The following is a 16,441-nucleotide window of genomic DNA, read 5'->3' on the forward strand; positions in this document are numbered from 1 at the left end:
CCCGTTTAAAAGCCTCCCTGCATGCCGCCCATAGCGGAAGGGTCCGGCGGAGGTTCAGGAGCAGGCACAATAAGCGTGTCACCCTCCTTTACACCTGACTTGAGTTCGACTCGATCTGGCGTATAAAATCCGAGTTCTACGGGCTTGAAAGTGCGCGCCCCTGGATTTGCAGCATTATTAGCGGAAACATACACGCCATCCTGTCCCCCTTCGGATCTCAGCGCAGTCGCAGGTACGAACAGTACATTTTTGTGTACTCCCAAAATAACGGCCACATTCATAATCATGCCCGTTTTGAGCTTGCCTTTCGGGTCATGAACAGACAGTTCCATCAGATACGTCGTCATCCCTTCATCCGTAGAGGCTTCCGGTGACACGAATTGCACCTTCCCTGGAAATGATTCACCCGGATAGGCATTGGTAGTCAACACGGCTGAAAGACCCTTCTTTACTTTGACAATGTCGGTCTGACTTACCTTCACAACCACCTTAAGGTCGTTGGAATCCGAGTTATTCATGACAATGAATGGAGCTGTCGGACTGGTCCCTACATCCCCGTTCACCTTCAAGATTACCCCGTCCCAAGGTGCTGTAACCTGAAGCTTGTTCAATTCATTTTTCTTCTGCTCCAGTTCCGTCGCCTGTCTTCGAACCTCTATCCGTGAGGCTTGAATATTGGATGCATCAGCCGGAACCTGAATTTTGCGAAGCTCTGCCATTGCCGTACGATATCCGATTTCAGCCTCTGAAATGGTGCGACGTTTTTGTGACATGATTTTGCGGAACTGCAGATCCAGACCATCATAGTCCGTCTGTGCTTTATCCAGTGCTTGCTCTGCCTGCTCCAATTCACTGTTGGACACCGCCCCGGCATCATGTAAAAACTTTTGGTCTTCATATGCCTTTCGCGCCTGTTCCAACTGCTTTTGGGAAGTTTTCTTCTGACTTTCGGCTTCTTCCAGCTCAAATGATTCTTGCGCTGTATCGATAGCCATTTTGGCCCGAAGTACATTTGTTTTCTGAATTTCAATGTCCTCAGCCTTCGGACCTTTCTCCAATTCAGCCAGCTTGGCTTTAGATATTTCCAAAGTATCAGACGCACTCTGAATTTGCATTTTAATTTCAGAACTGTCCAGAAGAGCCAGGACTTGTCCTTTCTTCACTTTGTCTCCGGCCTTCACGTTCACCGCTGCCAGCTTATTTTCGCCTGCGCTTGTAAAATTCAACTTCACTTCCTTGGAAGCCTGTACGGTACCGGACGTATCCAGCTTCTCGCTCACATCGCCGCGTTCTACTTTAAGCTTCTCATCCTGAACCAACGGTGCCGCCTGTTCTTTGGGCAAATTTAGGTATACTGCTGCTCCGCCTCCACCGACAACCAGTAGAACAATTGCAGTCCAGATCCACTTTTTTCTCCGTTTTCTCCGTAACTTGATTAAAGCGTCATTTAAAACCGTTTCTGCCAATGCCGTTTCCTCCCTATGTGCTCCATGGCTTGTTCAACGTATACTCATTTTGATCCAACTCGATCGTAAGCTCTTCCATTTGCCGTTCAATCTGGTTCACTTTCAACTGATTATTTTTCAATTCCATCTCAATAATTAGACCTCTGGCCCACTTTTTGCGTGATAATTCCAAGGCCTCTTTTGCTGTACGCAAGCTTTCTTCCAGTTGTACGTATTTCTTTTGATTTTCCTTAACTGTGGCATACAAATTACGGAGAGATTCGGCAAAATCCTTTTGACCTTTGTCGAGTTCCTCCTTAGCCGTATCGACATCCATTTTAGCTAGATCATAAGCACCAGCACCATTGTTAAAATCGAAATATCTCACATTAAGCTCCGAAGTTTTGATGCTATCCTCCAGCTTCCATAAATTTGGATTCATGTCTGTCAGCTGTTGTATATGTAATTCGATATCCAGCTTCTTCGGTTCCTTGTACACGGGTCGATCGACCAATTCATAAGCAGTTCCATTAGGCTGTCCCATGAGGAAGTTCAGGGCATCCCTGGATTTTTGCAACGCAATTTTCCCCTGCTCTACGGTTTGCTGAGCTTGGCTTCTGGCCTGTGTACTCTCGTTTTTCGCATACTCAGACAGCTTTCCGCGCGCAAATTTGGCAAGTGCAATCTTTTCCTCCGCTTGGGCGATTTCAAGCGCTTCTAGATCATTTTTCACCTGATTCTCTGCCACGAACACACTTTGATAGCTTTTCATCACATTAAAATAAATCTGGTCTTTGGCGAACTGCGCCTGCTTTTTGCTGGCTAAATAAGATAGCGTCGAGGAACTGTAATTTCTCCATGACGTTTCATCATCAACATACTCATTGTCTATAAAATCGACAGGTGAATTGCCCAGGTCCTTTTCTGCATTTTTCAGTTCCATTCTGCGGCGCTCTACGTCCCGTTCGGCGGTACGTGTATTGTAACTGTTCGTCTGTGCCCATTCCGCGGCCTGCTTGAGTGTCAATGTAGGTAAAGCCTGACCCGTTATGGATGATGTCTTCGATGGAGCCGCAGCAGAAGGTTTAACTGACGTACTTGATGCTACATTTCCTGATAAACTCTCAGCCTGTACAGTGGAGGCCAAGCCTGATGATAATGACAATACAAGCAGCATGGCAGCCGCTTTTTGCTTCATAGATGAATCTCTCCCCTTTCGGTGCATTCTTCGAATCTTTTCCGTTTTTTTCGACATAAATTTCCACAAACTCTTGCATTCTAATTGTACTTTCAGGTTTGTGTTGGTACAAGGTGTCAAAACAATACATTTTTGTAACCTTTACTTCCAGATTACTCGCTTTATACTACTTTTCGTCCAATCAGATATGGATTCAACCTATTTTTACCTTAACTTTACCTAATTTTCAGCTAATTTTAAGGAAACCAACAGCATCTATTAAGGTTTGGAACATATACTAGAGAAAGAATAACAGCCGCTCACTGGGAGGGTTAATAGATGATAAAAGAATCTCGTATGACAACCACTAACGAACCGTCTGATTTGTGGATGACCCGCTTTTTACGTGAATCAGAACAAAAAAAGAAACAACTCATCCGGGAAGCCCGGAAAAATAACGATATACCACTGATGAACAGCATTTCTTTTCACCTTGCCCAACGGGATCAGCAGCATCTTATCGGATAAAATGACAGATGAATCTTATGCTATAAATAACAGATTACCTCTAGTTATCTGCTTCGTATGCTAGATGAAAAAGACCGGGGCAAATCGTTAATTGACTTGTCCCGGTTCTTTATGATGATCAAATTTAATATAAAACCGCATAGCTTGTTCCGCGCCTATTCTTCCATCTCTGCCTGCGGATCATAGAGATATTGATCCAGTGGAATGCGCCCGTTTTCATTAAACCGTATGCCTTCCTCCTCCAAATACAGACGCTGCAGGGATGCGGACTCATCCTCCTGCAAAGCAATCTCCCCCAAACGGTTGACTACTCTATGCCAAGGAAGCCGGTGTTTTTGGCTCAATGTATGCAAAATCCGCACCACCTGTCTGGCACCTCTTGGGCTTCCGGCCTCTGCCGCAATTTGACCGTAAGTCATTACTTTTCCCTCAGGGATCAACAGTATAATTTGAAGCACACGGGCAGTGAAAGGCTGCATGTTCTAATTCCTCCGTATTACTATTGCTTTTTCAATAATTATAGCACCCTGAACAGATGCTAAAAACCCCTGCTCCTACAAATGTAAAAAACAGGGGAAAACCCATCGTTAAAATTTAGAATCCGCTCAGACCCTGCCTTTTTAAATCCTGTGCTACCAATCGTGCCAGTTCCCTTGCACCTTCATAGTTTGGATGGAGTGTATCACCGTTCATGTACAAAACCAGTGTAGCGACTTTACCAATAGAAGTAAAATAAGCTGAGCTAAGAACATTCAGGTCGACTAAAGGCGTTTGTTCCTCTTGAGCCAGCGCCAAAATAGCACTTCTATACCATCTATTTTCTGCGTTGTGTACATTGTTAGCATTAAAGTCAGTGGCTCGTCCTTGCGGAGTTGACAGGATTACCGTCGCCCCCTTAGCCTTCGCCTGCCGGATCATATCCCGCATCCAGTCCTTAAACTCTGCTTCGCTTTCGTTATGCTTTGGATTGGTGTCATTAATGCCCAATTGGAGAATAAAATAATCCCCCGGCTTAATATATTGGACGATGGCCTCCAACTGACCGTCCTGATGGAAGCCTCTAGCAATTTGGCCTCCTGACGCCATATTGCGAATTTGAAAAGTATTCGTGTTCACAAACTCTGGCAGCAGTTGACCCCATCCCGCCTGCACGCTGCTATCCAGCGGATAATAGTTACATACCGTAGAATCCCCACCGATATAAATTGTTCGATTCGTAACCGGATTGCTAGATAATTGCCTGATTTCCATTGCACTGAGTGTGAAGACCGCCCCCTCTTTGCCTTCAGTAACCAGCAGATTTAGTTGTCCGTCTGTTACTGGAATTTGAAAGCGATCCTTGGCCCCATTCCCTGTCATATTTATGACCTGATACACCCCTTCAGCTGCAATACTCGAACGAGAGGTATCTCCTAAAGTAACCGACACCTCATACAAACCAGGAGGAAGATCAACATCAAAAGTATTCTCGCTTTTCGTACCTGTAACCAGGAAACGTACCGCATCACTTGCCACTCCAGTCCCCGAAGCACTGACATTACGCATATTCTCAGGGGTACGAAAGCCATAGCCACGTGCTAAGTCATAAGACAGCGAAGCGCTCACTCCGGTATAACCCGTTTCGACCGTACCTCCGCCAAAATCAAACTTGTACTCGCCAGCGGATGCCTGGGCCGGGAGAGCTATGCCCACACCTGTTGCACCACATAAAAAAGCTGCTAAAAGCATATGAGTCAATCCTTTTTTCCACACCATTCTTCATTCCTCCTCCAGATTTTTAATTGTACGAAGCAATGGATATTTACTGTAAGCGCATACATAAAATTCTACCCATTGTTGCAGGGTTATGCCTGTGTAATTCTTATGCAAAAGAAAAGTAGTTTAATCGTTAAGCTTGAAACTTGTCTTGTACACAAAAAAGCTTCGCAGTTACATCTGCGAAGCCTCATGAAGCGATATTTCGTCATATCAAAATTACTACATTAATCCGCAACCAAAATTCCGTCAAAGCTCTCTGGACCTACACGTATTGTACCCAGCAGGTTAGCTGAAACAAAAGCAGTGTACACCAATTGTTCCGTAATCGGCGGGTTAAAGTCATCGGCTGAGAATGCAATAACCTGTGGAGCCAACAAACTCAAACTAAAAGTTGACGTGGCCGAATAAACAACAGGGTCAGTAACCAGGGTACCTCTTACAATAGTGATCGTTATTCCGACTAAAGCAAGCGGAAGTTGAAGCGATATAGTTCCTTTAAGCAAAACCCGTGGCGTACCTGTAGCTCCCAGTGTGTTTAACCCGATCTGCCCGAACAATTGAGGCGTATTTATAAGAGTGATCGGAATGGCAATAGAGTTGGCTGTCGAAGCATTTTGGGATGTTCTCCCATCAATAAATGTTCCCATGGTTTCTCCTCCTCTCTCTATCAGATACTCATAGACTATGAAAAAGTTTGTTTTGTGCTTGGACTGAATAACTTGTAAAACACACAACTTCTGATGAATAGGCTAATGTGCAGCCCCTTCTCTAGCCCTGTGAATACACTAAACCAACACTGAGAAAGGAGAGATGTCATGTCTAATAAGTTTAGAGCCACCTTAAGGGGGGCTAATGAAGTGCCTCCTGTCAGAACAAATGCGACAGGAACAGCCGAATTTCTTTACCGTCCAACGAGCCAACAATTAAGCTTTGAACTGACTGTACGCAATATCTCACGGGTAACCGAAGCGCATATTCATCTGGGACGAAGAGGTGAAAATGGCCCTGTTGTTGCTACACTGTTTGGTCCTTCGAAGTTTGGAATAACCGTTAGAAGAGGCGTCGTTAGCGGCGTGCTCCGTGCATGTGATCTTACCGGTCCACTCAGAGGCAGAACCATTTATGATTTGGTGTGCCAAATTAGAGAGGGTAATGCCTACGTCAATGTCCACACGATCCGTCATCCGAATGGTGCTATTCGTGGACAAATTAGACGCGCACCTATCAAACGTTGCAAATAACGAATAATCATGAGTATAAAAAAGAACTTCCATACCACTCATTTTGAGGCTATGGAAGTTCTTTTCTTAATTCAGGATTTTTGCAAAATCCTCAATTCTTAACAAAAGTTAAGAAGTTCATAAGCGTTTCTTAAGCCGTTCCCTTTAGGGTTGTTAAGAACTTTATCTTTTAATAGAAAGAGTTCAACAAGATACAGTTCACTCCTGAAAGGAAATGAAGCTTATGAAGCCTACGACCAAAGAAAAAATTCCCGAATTGCAGTTGGTCAGAGCCATGGCGATTTTAGCCGTCTTGATGGTACATGCCACTTCTTATGCAACGGTTCAGCTTACAAATTCCAGCCTATATGTTGTATACAATGCGCTCAATGTGTTGATGAAGTATGGAACCCCCGTATTTATCGCGCTTAGCAGCATGGTACTGTTCTACAACTACAAGGATCGTCCAATGGGACGACAGCTCTTAAGTCGCTTTTATAAGCAGAGATTGCTGTATATTCTCTTACCTTACGTCATGTTCTCCCTATTTTATTTCATCCTGTCTCTTATGGCTGGCAGTTCCGGACCATGGAGTTTAGCTACACTTGCGAAAAGCTTTGCTCTGAAGCTGGCGACAGGCAAAGCGTATACCCATTTATATTATATTTTTATCATGATGCAATTCTATCTTGCATTTCCATTCGTACTGTGGCTGTTCCAGCGATATCGGCAACTTCCACAATGGTCTATTGTCCTTGGGCTGTTGCTACAGTGGTCATTTGTAATTGGCAATAAATTTCTATTTCAGGTGCAAAATAAGGGCAGTTGGGCACTGTCTTATGTAGCCTGTTACATGCTGGGTGCTGCTCTAGGTTATTACTATCCACAGCTGAAAACGTGGCTTCTGATGCATAAGGGGCAACGAAGTGTTGCCGGAGTGCTGACATGGATCACAATTTGGGCTTTATGGCTGATTTCAGCCACCATGCATGTCTATATGTGGTACGAAAATAGAATGTACGGAATCTCGTATAATTCGCTAGTTTTCGAACTTATGTATAATATGTACAGCCTGTCCAGCACGCTGGTAATACTACAGATTTCCTTTTTAATGTATAGACGACAACATTCCTTTGTCACTCGCAAGCTGGAACGTCTGGGCACACTGTCCTTTGGTGTGTATCTGATTCATCCGTTTTTCCTGCTTCTGTATCGGCAGTTATCACCACATATCGGTTCTCCGCAGCTTATTCATGTGTGGTACGCTGGAGGTTTTTTCTTTGCACTTCTTTGCTCTTGGCTCGTCGTGTCTACCATCTCCCGTTTCCTACCATTTGCTTGGATCCTGTTCGGTCAACTACCGGGAATAGAAAAAAGACAATTCAAGCAAGAAAACCGTATTTCTTCAACTGAAACAGCACTATCCAAAGGCTGACGTCCCCAAGCAAGCGAACTGAGAAGAGTGTCCATAGCCTCCATCTTTAAAAAAGTATATAATACGCCATATTGTATACTGCTGGAAAGAACAGAAAGGGTGCACGGGCCATGCATAACGGAACCATTTTATTAGTAGACGATGAGCCTGAAATTATTAAGCTGATGCAAATTTATTTGGAAAATGAAGGATATCGACTGCTTATGGCACGAGACGGACTGGAAGCTCTGGAGCAAATCAGTCGGGAATCGATAGATGTGATGGTGCTTGATGTGATGATGCCCAATATGGACGGGGTTGAAGCTTGCATGAAGATCAGGGAAACCGAGCATTTTCCGATTATTATGTTGTCTGCGAAGGGACAAGATATGGACAAAATCACAGGACTCAGCGTTGGGGCCGATGATTACGTCACTAAGCCGTTCAGCCCGTTGGAACTGGTGGCACGCATTAAATCCCAGCTGCGTAGAGTACGGAAATATACCCATTCCTCCCCTGTATCGGAGCATGAAATGATACTGGATGAACTCTCCATTAATTCTGCTACGCATGAGGTCACTCTCGCCGGAGAATCCATTAAGCTGACCCCACGAGAATTTGCCATTGTCGAGCTGTTGGCCCGTAATCGTGGTCAAGTGCTGAGCATGGAGCAGATCTATGAAAAAGTGTGGAAGGAGCAATATCTGGAATCCAACAACACGCTGATGGTTCATGTGCGTAAAATTCGCGAGAAAATTGAGGCTGATCCGAGAAAACCCAAATATCTAAAAACGGTGTGGGGCATCGGCTACAAAATGGAAAAATTCGATTAATGGAGGATTCACGTCTTGAAGGCAAAACGATATGATACGTTGGGATGGAAGCTGGCAGCCCTTAGCCTTGCCGCTTTCGCTCTAACCGGACTGATTTTGATGGTGTCTTATTATGGAGCATCTTTGCTACTATGGCTGAATCCTTCCCGTTCATTTTTTGGCACCCGTCTGGTTCGCTGGACCGTAAATCACATTGGGTCCCCACTGATCATGCTGGTAGGCGGGCTACCTACATATATTTATTTCTTTTTCCTTTTTACCAAAAATACGATTGGTTACCTTCGCGAAATTACGACGGGGATGCAAGAGTTTGCTGACGGAGACCTGTCCTATACGATTCCTGTTTCTTCAGCGGACGAGCTGGGTACCTTGGCGAAAAATATGAACACCATGGCGGACAAGCTCCGTCTCTTGCTGGAAGAAGAACGGGCTTCTGCCAAGGCCAAAAACGACCTGATCACTGGCGTATCCCATGATCTTCGTACCCCGCTAACATCCGTGATCGGTTTTTTGGAATATATTGAAACCGACCGCTATCGGGATGAAATTGAGCTGCGCTATTATGTGAACATTGCTTATGAAAAGTCATTGACGCTTAAGAAGCTGATCGACGAGCTGTTTGAATACACGCGTGTGAGCGGTGGCAGCCTGCCACTGGAGCTGGAGCCTGTAGATCTCGGCAAATTGCTCACTCAGCTTGCTGAGGAATTTGTACCCTCTCTGGAACAGGCAGACATGTCCTACCGTGTCCGAATCGTCGAGCCTGTTCGGATTCTAGCCGATACCGACGAGATGGTACGCCTGTATGAAAATTTGTTTTCCAACGCTATTCGATACGGAAAAGACGGCAAACGCCTTGATATCACCATAGGACGCGAAGACGACGAGGCGGTGGTAATCTGCACCAACTACGGCACCCCAATTCCTGCGGAAGATGTCCCGTACTTGTTTGAACGGTTTTACCGGGTGGACAAATCACGTTCCAAGGAAACTGGAGGCACCGGGCTGGGCCTTGCGATTACAAAAAGTATTACCGAGCTGCACAATGGCCGCATTTCGGTTAGGAGTAATCGCAGACAAACAGATTTTGAAACCCGTTTTCCCCTCTATCATGCTCGTTAGGCGGTCTACACGCTAGCCCACTAACAACGTATAGACGATACCTGGCCCGTGTACACCGATCGTCAAATCATTTTCAATATCCGACGAGCGGCTTGGTCCAGTAATAAAATGAATGCCTGCAGGCAGTTGCTCACGCCCGACTTCGTCAAAGCGGCTTAGAATCTCGCCCAGTCGTGTTCGTAAGCGCTCTACTGGCAGAAGAATGATCAGTGCGGTTGGCAAAAGGCTGACCGCACGGCCTTTCTCCGGCGAGGATAGCACCGCTACCGAGCCGGTGTAAGCAGCCGCTTCGTCGGCGATGACGATGCCGATATCCGCCTCAGCGGCGCGGGCCTTCCAATCCTCGACTGGATCGGTGTTCCACACCGATAAACGGACTTGCGGCAGTGCCGATTCCAGCTGGAGCGCATCCAGGTCCGGCTCATTCTGCCGGACGATATAGGCCGCTCCCAGCTCTCGCGCTTTGCACGCGATCCAGTCTGCGGTCTGCTCCAAATTCGGCAGACGCACGACATGCCCGCCAACACTTGTAAAGTTAGCAGTGAACTCCTCGATGCGCCGTTCCGCGCTCCAATCGAATTCGTACCAAAATGCAGGTGCCCCGCGAAACGGCTGAACTGGCGGCTCCGTCTGTCGTGGACGCTTGAGCCGCGTCGCGATGCCGTCCATAAAGCGTACCTGCTTGGCACGGGATTCTTCTTCCATTTGATGAAGCCACGCTTCATGGGCCGCTTTTGCTTGCGCAGAAGGATTACTATGCTCACTCATGCTGCGTCCCTCCTTTACTTCTATCTGCCAAAATCTTCTCCATTCGGCTGAGAACATCCGGCTGCATCACGTTGCGTTCCTGCTCCAGCTTATGCTCCAGCGTGTTCCATTGCTGACGGAAGGATTTTTTCGCCAGAGAGGGAGCCACACGGTACGTATTCCAGCCTTTTAACGGGCCCAGCTTCAAGGTAATTTCACCTTTACGGACGATCGCTTTCTGGGCGATCTGCCCTAGCCGAATCGCCACTGCGAATCGCTTCGAGTTGGAAACTACGGTCGCAAAACCTTTCATCCCTGCCGTTTCCAGCTTATCTCCTTGTCCCGCCTCCACCTTGCGTCTGCGCAAATATACCAGCATATCATGCAGCGGTATTTTGACCGGACAGGCTTCATAGCACGCACCACACAGACTGGACGCACTCGCAATATCGTTCCACTCTTCGATGTTGCTATGAAGGGCAGGCGTAAGCACCGCACCGATAGGGCCACTATATGTCCCGCCATACGCGTGCCCGCCAATGTGTCGGTACACCGGACAGGCATTCAGGCAAGCACCACAGCGAATGCAATTCAGCAACTCTTGAAACTCGGGATTGCCCAGCTGTAGTGAACGTCCGTTATCTACGATGATGATGTGCATTTCGTCAGGCCCATCGGCATCTTGGCTGCGCCGAGGGCCTGAAATACCAGACATATACATGGTCAGCTTCTGCCCCGTAGCGGATCGTGGCAATAATGTAGCCATCACCTCCAAATCTGTCCAGGATGGAATAATCCGCTCCATGCCCATCAGCGTAATTTGGGTTTTGGGCAGAGTGGATACCATCCGTGCGTTCCCTTCATTTTCAAACAGGACCATGGAGCCTGTCTCGGCGATGGCGAAATTACAGCCCGTCATGCCAATATCCGCTTCTAGAAACTTCTCACGCAGCTTTTTGCGGACAAAGCCCGCCAAAATCGTCGTATCCGCGGACAGTTTCTCACCTGCTTCTTGGGATAACAGTTCGGCAATCTGAAAGCGGTTTTTGTGAATCGCCGGAATGACGATATGAGACGGGGGCTCTCCTGCCAGTTGAATAATATATTCACCGAGGTCACTTTCAATCGTCTCAATATCCGCACCCTCCAGCGCCTGATTCAAATGTAACTCCTCCGACACCATCGACTTGGATTTGACGACGGAACGGGCTTGACTATGTGCAGCAATATCCAGGGTAATACGTACGGCATCGGCTGCTGTATCGGCAAAATGGATATGCACCCCGTTGGCACGGGCATTTTCTACAAATAGATTTAAGTAATAGTCCAGATGGGCAATGGTATGCAGACGAATTTGACGGCCCCGTTCACGCCATTCTTCCCAATTTCCATGTTGCTCTGAAGCCACCTGCTTTCCGTTACGCAAACGCTCTGTAGTGAAACGAACTGCATTCCGCAGAAAATCATCATTTAGGGCCAGCTCTGCGCGTTTTTTGACCTTTTGGTTCATGGAATGTGTGTGTACGACGGTCATGCGTGCTTCACCCCTTCGTACAGCAGCTCAGCCAGATGCATCACCCGAACTGGCTCCTCCCGATACCGAAGATTTCCGGCAATGTTCATCAAGCAGGCCATATCTAGTCCGACCAGTACCTCGGCTTCGGTCTCCCTGATATGGTCCACTTTTTCAGTCACCATCGCTCCCGAAATATCTGGCATTTTCACCGCGAAAGTCCCACCAAAGCCACAGCAGTCCTCAGCAAAGGGAAGTGGTACTAATTGCAGTCCCTTTACACTGCCAAGCATCTTCATCGGTTCCTCCTTCACGCCGAGCAAACGTGTGCCATGGCAAGACGGATGATAGGTTACTGTATGCGGAAAAGACGCGCCCACATCGGTCACGCCAAGCACCTGTACCATAAATTGCGTAAACTCATACGTCTTTTGTTCCAGCCTCCGTGCTGAATCGAGCCATTCGGGCTCATCCTTAAACAACTCCGGGTAATGATGAATCATATATGTACAGGAACCGGAAGGAGATACGACAAAATCGCTGTCGTTAAACGCTTTCAGAATTGTTTTGGCAGCAACCCTCGTTTCATCCCAATAGCCGCTGTTATAGGACGGCTGTCCGCAGCATGTCTGTACCTTCGGAAAATCCAGCTGAACACCATATCTGGAAAGCAAGCGTGCCATCGCTTCCCCCACCTTGGGATAAATCGCATCACTCAGGCAAGTAATAAATAAGGATACCTTCATACGGAACACCCCTTACGTCTATGGAATAGCTATTACTTTATAGAGGATACCAGCGGATCGGTTCATTTGAATCTGGAGAAGCGTCAGCGTTTGCCTAAAAGCTTTCCAAAGGAAAGCTCTCTACGTAAGCATAAGCTTGCAGTGGGATTCTCACCTAAACGTGTTTTACATCATCAAAGAATCCCACTGCAACAGCGAGCGTAAGAGCAAATGAAACGCGGAGCGACACTCTCCACCTCGACATTTTTAAATTCACACAACCGTAACTGGAATAGCCTGCTCCGCAAGTTGACTGCGAATCGGATCCGACAACCTCGAATCCGTAATAATCTCGGATACCTGCGACAGGTTCACGACATGCGTAAACGCCTGTTGCCCAAATTTGCTCGCATCGGCCAGTAAAATCACACGGTCTGCAATGCTGACCATTTTCTGCTTCAAACGAGCTTGCAGTTCATTCGATTCACTAATACCGCGATCCAGATGAACCCCCTGGCTGGAGAAAAACAATTTATCCACATAATAGGTTTCCAGGGAGCGCTCTGCGAGCGGGCCTACAAATGACAGCGAGCGTTGAAGCAACTGCCCCCCCGTCGAAATGACCTCGATTTTTTCTTTACCCGCCAGCTCTGTAGCTACCCGAATCGAATTCGTTAATATCGTCAAAGGAATATCCGGTAAACTTGAGGCCATATACCAGGCGGTTGTGCTGGCATCCAGCAAAATACGATCATTCGGCTGAATCTGCTTAACCGCTTCTTCGGCAATTCTGCGCTTTTCCTCTGCGTTCATAATTTCCCGTACCGCATAGGGCGTTTCAGGCTGCTCGTTTTTGACACTTACCGCTCCCCCATGCGAACGGCGCAGTCGTCCCGCCTGCTCCAGACGGTCCAGATCACGACGAATCGTTTCCTCCGTTACTTTGCACAACTCACTCAATTCGGACACTCGTATGCTTCCTTTTTCATTCACGAGCTGCACAATCATCTCATATCTTTCTGCGACCAGCATGGCAATCTCACTCCACATCTTTAATGTACAAAAAGTCCCGCTACCCGCCGGAATTGCCCATAGGCATCCTCCCACGCTTCTGACTCGGCAGGCTCATATTCCTCCACGGAAATAGAATTCGCGATGACCCGGCGGGCTTCCCATATATCGGCGAACTTTCCCTGTGTCATCCATTGTACCGCAAGATTGCCGATTGCGCTCGCTTCTGCAGGTCCCGCCCACACTGGTTTTTGAATCGAATTGGCCGTCCATTGGCACAACAAGCGATTTTGAATCCCTCCTCCGACCATATGTAAACCATTAAACCGTTGTCCTGACACCTGTTCTGTAAGCTCCAAAATGTAACGGTACTTTAACGCCAGACTCTCCAAAATACAACGCGTGATTTCTCCCGGCGTCTCGGGCAATGGCTGTCGGGTATTGCGGCAATATTGGCGAATTCGTGTTTTCATATCCCCGGCGTGCAGAAATAATTCATCGTCCGGATCAATCAAAGAAGTGAATGCTGGAGCCTGTTCTGCCATATGAACCAGTTCAGGGAAGGAATAGGAGTACCCCTGCCGTTCCCACTCCCTACGCGCCTCCTGTAAAATCCATAAGCCCATGATGTTTTTAAGCAGCCTGTAAGTTCGACTGACCCCACCTTCGTTCGTAAAATTAAAACGAAGCGTATCGTCATTGATTACAGGCTGTGCCGTTTCCGTTCCCATCAGGGACCATGTTCCACAGCTCAAGTACGCAAACGAGCGCTCCAGCGCAGGCACGGCAGCCACAGCAGATCCCGTATCGTGCTCTGCTACTGCAATCACAGGAATCGCTCCAATGCCCAAATCGTTCATAACCGACGAGCGGATCGTTCCTGCAACATTTCCTGGCTCCAGCACCTCACCAAACCAGGAATGAGGAATGTTGATTCCAGACAAAAGCTCATCATCCCATTTTTGCTGCAACGGATTATATAATTGCGTGCTGGTCACATTGGAAAACTCATTGTACATTTCACCTGTCAGAAAATACCGTAGCAGATCTGGAATCATCAAGAAATGCTTTGCCTGCTCCAGCAACGGTGAACTCGCATTTCGCATAGCAGCCAGCTGATAAATGGTATTAAACGTCAAAAACTGAATGCCTGTGCGCTGGAAAATAAACTCTTTTCCCAGCCGTTCCTGTACTTCTTCCATTACCCCATGGGTGTGCCAATCCCGATAATGATAAGGGTTGCCCAGCAATTCTCCAGTTTCTCCGATCAGTCCAAAATCGACCGCCCAGGAGTCAATCGCTAGACTGGATGGATTCACTCCCCTATGCTTGGCTTTGATCAATCCTTGCTGAACCTCGTGATACAGACGCAACAGATCCCAGTGCAGATGTTCCCCAACCTTGACCGGATCATTCGAAAAGCGATGGATTTCCTCCACCACTATACGTGAATCCGTCAATTCTCCGAGTAGAACCCTGCCACTGCTTGCCCCCAAATCATAAGCGAGGATACTCACCAGCTTGCACCACCCTTGCCTCTTTGCAAAATCTGCGTGCCATACTCAGACGCTAAGTAAGCTTTCATCGGGTCTGCTGGTAAGCCTTGCTCTTCACGGATCGCTCTGAGCAATGGTGCCACATCAAACTCAAACGCTTGTCGCACAGCATCCTCTGCACCCAGCACATTCTGGCGGCTCGATGCTTCCTCCACTTCTGCATGATTAATTAGGAGCGCTTTCGCATATTGAGTCTGCACATTCAGCACCGAACGAATCATCGCCGGAATTTTTTGCTCAATATTGTGCGACTGATCGATCAAATAAGCAATTTTGTCCACCGTATGCCGAATATCTTTATCCACATCCTGAGCCGCATTTAAAATTTGATAAAAAATCAAGAACAGTTCATACGGATTCGCGGAGCCCACGATCAGATCATCATCCGCATATTTGTAGCTATTAAAATGAAAACCACCTAATCGCTTCTCATCAATTAGAAACGCCACAATATGCTCCACGTTGGCTCCCGGCAGATGATGCCCAGTATCCACCAGCACCTGTGCCTGCGGCCCCAGCTTGGTTGCGTAATTATACGCCATGCCCCAATCGGCAATATCCGTATGATAAAAGGCTGGCTCGAACGCCTTGTATTCAATCAGCATGCGCATGTCAGATGTGAGCGCCTTATACATTTCACTGAGCGCTTCCAGCATCCAATTTTTCCGTTTGCGAATGTCCCCCTGACCGGGATAATTCGTTCCGTCTGCGAACCATAAGCTAAAGTCGTTCGTGCCCGTTTCCTTCGCAATATCTACGCATTCTAGCAAATGGTTGATGGCCTTGCGGCGGATGGCCGGGTCTACATTGGTGACACTGCCGAGCATGTAGTCCTCGTCTTGAAACAGATTAGGATTCACGGCCCCAATCCGCAGACCGAGGCTTTCCGCATGACTGCGAAGCTTGCCGTAATTGTCTACTTTATCCCACGGAATGTGAATGGCAACGGATGGACATAAGCCTGTCACGGCATGAACCTGCGCCGCATCCTCTAACTTTTCGAACGGATCACGCGGCACGCCCGTTTTCTGAAAGACTTTAAATCGTGTACCTGAGTCGCCATATCCCCAGGATGGTGTTTCTATGCTAAGCGCTTTCAGCTTTGCCTTTACTCGCTCCAGGTCAATGCCTCGTTGTTGCTGTTGTTCCTCGAATAAGGCGTACGCTTTGTCACTCATCATGGTTCCTCCTTGGAAAAATGAAGTGAGTTATGGGAGATCGCTTCGCGTGCGGATTGTTCTTCCGATCGCTCCGCTGCTGACCACCCATAAAGTCACTTCTATTTTTAAAGTGTTAGTGTGTGTATAACATGTGGCTTGGATTAGTGAAATAGATTAGTACATTAAATTAGTTCGTTATAATCCTAAGTGTTGAGCCGTTGAAATGAGTCTA

General features: G+C 47.2%; 16 protein-coding genes. 5 read left to right on the forward strand and 11 right to left on the reverse strand.

All coding sequences use genetic code 11. The features are described from left to right. Window positions 1-5: 5 nt before the first annotated feature. Window positions 6-1,466 (reverse strand): efflux RND transporter periplasmic adaptor subunit, encoded by a 1,461-nt coding sequence (locus ACEN8J_RS11105; RefSeq protein ID WP_029518438.1) that lies wholly within the window; start codon window positions 1,464-1,466, stop codon window positions 6-8. A 13-nt stretch (window positions 1,467-1,479) separates the two neighbouring features. After that, window positions 1,480-2,643, reverse strand: coding sequence for a TolC family protein (locus ACEN8J_RS11110; protein WP_495594501.1), 1,164 nt, complete (start codon window positions 2,641-2,643; stop codon window positions 1,480-1,482). Window positions 2,644-2,961: 318 nt separating this feature from the next. Between ACEN8J_RS11110 and ACEN8J_RS11115 the strand changes: the two genes are divergently transcribed. Further along, window positions 2,962-3,150 carry a hypothetical protein gene (locus ACEN8J_RS11115; RefSeq protein ID WP_013370989.1) on the forward strand — a complete coding sequence of 63 codons (189 nt, stop codon included), beginning with the start codon at window positions 2,962-2,964 and terminating at the stop codon, window positions 3,148-3,150. 155 nt (window positions 3,151-3,305) lie between these two features. On the opposite strand, the gene ACEN8J_RS11120 is transcribed toward ACEN8J_RS11115, so the two are convergent. The 3 genes from ACEN8J_RS11120 to ACEN8J_RS11130 all read right to left on the reverse strand — a co-directional run bounded on the left by ACEN8J_RS11120 (window position 3,306) and on the right by ACEN8J_RS11130 (window position 5,555). After that, entirely contained in the window at window positions 3,306-3,629 is a 324-nt protein-coding gene (locus tag ACEN8J_RS11120) for an MGMT family protein (protein WP_029518440.1), read from the reverse strand. A 115-nt stretch (window positions 3,630-3,744) separates the two neighbouring features. After that, window positions 3,745-4,905 (reverse strand): rhamnogalacturonan acetylesterase, encoded by a 1,161-nt coding sequence (locus tag ACEN8J_RS11125; RefSeq protein ID WP_495594502.1) that lies wholly within the window; start codon window positions 4,903-4,905, stop codon window positions 3,745-3,747. Between the two features lie 227 nt (window positions 4,906-5,132). Continuing rightward, window positions 5,133-5,555 carry a hypothetical protein gene (locus ACEN8J_RS11130; RefSeq protein WP_029518442.1) on the reverse strand — a complete coding sequence of 141 codons (423 nt, stop codon included), beginning with the start codon at window positions 5,553-5,555 and terminating at the stop codon, window positions 5,133-5,135. Window positions 5,556-5,723: 168 nt separating this feature from the next. Here ACEN8J_RS11130 and ACEN8J_RS11135 point away from each other — a divergent pair, with 168 nt between their 5' ends. The 4 genes from ACEN8J_RS11135 to ACEN8J_RS11150 all read left to right on the forward strand — a co-directional run bounded on the left by ACEN8J_RS11135 (window position 5,724) and on the right by ACEN8J_RS11150 (window position 9,497). Further along, on the forward strand, window positions 5,724-6,149 hold the full coding sequence (locus ACEN8J_RS11135; RefSeq protein ID WP_495594503.1) for a CHRD domain-containing protein: 426 nt from the start codon (window positions 5,724-5,726) through the stop codon (window positions 6,147-6,149). A gap of 223 nt (window positions 6,150-6,372) precedes the next feature. Next, on the forward strand, window positions 6,373-7,563 hold the full coding sequence (locus tag ACEN8J_RS11140; protein ID WP_430025954.1) for an acyltransferase: 1,191 nt from the start codon (window positions 6,373-6,375) through the stop codon (window positions 7,561-7,563). A gap of 110 nt (window positions 7,564-7,673) precedes the next feature. Continuing rightward, window positions 7,674-8,375 carry a response regulator transcription factor gene (locus tag ACEN8J_RS11145; RefSeq protein WP_029518444.1) on the forward strand — a complete coding sequence of 234 codons (702 nt, stop codon included), beginning with the start codon at window positions 7,674-7,676 and terminating at the stop codon, window positions 8,373-8,375. Window positions 8,376-8,390: 15 nt separating this feature from the next. After that, entirely contained in the window at window positions 8,391-9,497 is a 1,107-nt protein-coding gene (locus ACEN8J_RS11150; protein WP_165150818.1) for a HAMP domain-containing sensor histidine kinase, read from the forward strand. Window positions 9,498-9,509: 12 nt separating this feature from the next. On the opposite strand, the gene ACEN8J_RS11155 is transcribed toward ACEN8J_RS11150, so the two are convergent. The 6 genes from ACEN8J_RS11155 to rhaI all read right to left on the reverse strand — a co-directional run bounded on the left by ACEN8J_RS11155 (window position 9,510) and on the right by rhaI (window position 16,227). Next, window positions 9,510-10,265 carry a LutC/YkgG family protein gene (locus ACEN8J_RS11155; RefSeq protein ID WP_029518446.1) on the reverse strand — a complete coding sequence of 252 codons (756 nt, stop codon included), beginning with the start codon at window positions 10,263-10,265 and terminating at the stop codon, window positions 9,510-9,512. Further along, on the reverse strand, window positions 10,258-11,778 hold the full coding sequence (locus tag ACEN8J_RS11160; RefSeq protein WP_029518447.1) for a LutB/LldF family L-lactate oxidation iron-sulfur protein: 1,521 nt from the start codon (window positions 11,776-11,778) through the stop codon (window positions 10,258-10,260). The genes ACEN8J_RS11155 and ACEN8J_RS11160 overlap by 8 nt, the downstream gene beginning before the upstream one ends. Next, on the reverse strand, window positions 11,775-12,503 hold the full coding sequence (locus tag ACEN8J_RS11165; protein ID WP_039275138.1) for a (Fe-S)-binding protein: 729 nt from the start codon (window positions 12,501-12,503) through the stop codon (window positions 11,775-11,777). The genes ACEN8J_RS11160 and ACEN8J_RS11165 overlap by 4 nt, the downstream gene beginning before the upstream one ends. A 252-nt stretch (window positions 12,504-12,755) precedes the next feature. Then, window positions 12,756-13,514 (reverse strand): DeoR/GlpR family DNA-binding transcription regulator, encoded by a 759-nt coding sequence (locus ACEN8J_RS11170; RefSeq protein ID WP_029518449.1) that lies wholly within the window; start codon window positions 13,512-13,514, stop codon window positions 12,756-12,758. A 20-nt stretch (window positions 13,515-13,534) separates the two neighbouring features. Next, window positions 13,535-15,010, reverse strand: coding sequence for a rhamnulokinase (rhaB, locus tag ACEN8J_RS11175; RefSeq protein ID WP_495594504.1), 1,476 nt, complete (start codon window positions 15,008-15,010; stop codon window positions 13,535-13,537). Further along, window positions 15,007-16,227, reverse strand: coding sequence for an L-rhamnose isomerase (rhaI, locus tag ACEN8J_RS11180; RefSeq protein ID WP_029518451.1), 1,221 nt, complete (start codon window positions 16,225-16,227; stop codon window positions 15,007-15,009). Before rhaI ends, rhaB begins: the two co-directional genes overlap by 4 nt. Window positions 16,228-16,441 lie beyond the last annotated feature (214 nt).

The sequence above is a fragment of the Paenibacillus sp. Paensp38 genome, assembly GCF_059491915.1.

What these genes read in the sequence shown, in the direction of transcription:
- ACEN8J_RS11110 (WP_495594501.1), bottom strand. Translation starts at nt 2,643, where the DNA reads ATGAAGCAAAAAGCGGCTGCCATGCTGCTTGTATTGTCATTATCATCA.
- ACEN8J_RS11115 (WP_013370989.1), top strand. Translation starts at nt 2,962, where the DNA reads ATGATAAAAGAATCTCGTATGACAACCACTAACGAACCGTCTGATTTG.
- ACEN8J_RS11120 (WP_029518440.1), bottom strand. Translation starts at nt 3,629, where the DNA reads ATGCAGCCTTTCACTGCCCGTGTGCTTCAAATTATACTGTTGATCCCT.
- ACEN8J_RS11125 (WP_495594502.1), bottom strand. Translation starts at nt 4,905, where the DNA reads ATGGTGTGGAAAAAAGGATTGACTCATATGCTTTTAGCAGCTTTTTTA.
- ACEN8J_RS11130 (WP_029518442.1), bottom strand. Translation starts at nt 5,555, where the DNA reads ATGGGAACATTTATTGATGGGAGAACATCCCAAAATGCTTCGACAGCC.
- ACEN8J_RS11135 (WP_495594503.1), top strand. Translation starts at nt 5,724, where the DNA reads ATGTCTAATAAGTTTAGAGCCACCTTAAGGGGGGCTAATGAAGTGCCT.
- ACEN8J_RS11140 (WP_430025954.1), top strand. Translation starts at nt 6,373, where the DNA reads ATGAAGCCTACGACCAAAGAAAAAATTCCCGAATTGCAGTTGGTCAGA.
- ACEN8J_RS11145 (WP_029518444.1), top strand. Translation starts at nt 7,674, where the DNA reads ATGCATAACGGAACCATTTTATTAGTAGACGATGAGCCTGAAATTATT.
- ACEN8J_RS11155 (WP_029518446.1), bottom strand. Translation starts at nt 10,265, where the DNA reads ATGAGTGAGCATAGTAATCCTTCTGCGCAAGCAAAAGCGGCCCATGAA.
- ACEN8J_RS11160 (WP_029518447.1), bottom strand. Translation starts at nt 11,778, where the DNA reads ATGACCGTCGTACACACACATTCCATGAACCAAAAGGTCAAAAAACGC.
- ACEN8J_RS11165 (WP_039275138.1), bottom strand. Translation starts at nt 12,503, where the DNA reads ATGAAGGTATCCTTATTTATTACTTGCCTGAGTGATGCGATTTATCCC.
- ACEN8J_RS11170 (WP_029518449.1), bottom strand. Translation starts at nt 13,514, where the DNA reads ATGCTGGTCGCAGAAAGATATGAGATGATTGTGCAGCTCGTGAATGAA.
- rhaI (WP_029518451.1), bottom strand. Translation starts at nt 16,227, where the DNA reads ATGAGTGACAAAGCGTACGCCTTATTCGAGGAACAACAGCAACAACGA.